The sequence below is a fragment of the Hymenobacter sp. AT01-02 genome (assembly GCF_000961955.2).
Lineage (GTDB): Bacteria > Bacteroidota > Bacteroidia > Cytophagales > Hymenobacteraceae > Hymenobacter > Hymenobacter mucosus.
In genome coordinates, this window is sequence record NZ_JZIR02000136.1 from 1 (window position 1) to 731 (window position 731).

The 731-nt window shown below is 62.7% G+C and carries 2 protein-coding genes; both read left to right on the forward strand.

All coding sequences use genetic code 11. The annotated features are described in order from the left end of the window. Window positions 1-5 precede the first annotated feature (5 nt). Complete coding sequence (locus tag VI25_RS29080; RefSeq protein WP_410503453.1) at window positions 6-104, forward strand: DUF4174 domain-containing protein; 99 nt, start codon at window positions 6-8, stop codon at window positions 102-104. 42 nt (window positions 105-146) lie between these two features. Continuing rightward, window positions 147-731, forward strand: a 585-nt coding sequence (locus tag VI25_RS21125; protein ID WP_152981747.1) for an FAD-dependent oxidoreductase, incomplete at its 3' end; no start/stop codon positions are given.

Sequence of the window (731 nt, forward strand, 5' to 3'; positions counted from 1 at the left end):
GGGGCGTGAAGCGCCGTGAAACCGAGCCCATTACACCCAAGTCGCTCTTTGCTACCATCGACGTGATGCCCATGCGCCAGCAGGAAATGCGTGGGCAGCGCTAGCCCAGTCCGTTCTGTTTACGGTAGTTCGAGTACTTTCGGGGTGTGGTTTCCCTTCCCGAGTATGATGTGCTAATTGTGGGTGCTGGCCCCGCGGGCACGGCCTGTGCGCTGGCTTTAGCGGGCAGCGGCTTGCGCGTTGCTCTGGTGGATCAGGCCCAATTTCCGCGCGACAAAGTGTGCGGCGACGCCATTCCGGGTCCTACTCTAAAGGCGTTAGCTCGTCTCAATCCGGCCTTTGCCACCGAACTGCGCGCCCTCACGCAAGAGCACCGCACCGACGTGCGCCAGAGCCGCATTGTAACCTCTCGGGGCACCAAGCTTAGCATTGCGTGGCAGGCCCCGGCATTCAATAGCCCCCGCCTCCACTTTGATGCCGCCCTGCTCACGCTCGTACGGCAGCACACTCCGACGGTGGTGCTGGAAGGCAGCCCCGTCAAAAGCGTGCACGCCGACGAACACGGAGTTAGCGTGCGGTTAGCAGGAAATGCCCACCCGCCCCTAACGGCCCATTTAGTAGTGGGCTGCGACGGGGCCAACTCGGTTGTAGCGCGGTGCCTAGCACCCTGGCCTCTGAACCGTGCCCAGCACTGCGCCGCGGTACGGGCCTACTATACCGGTATTACAGAG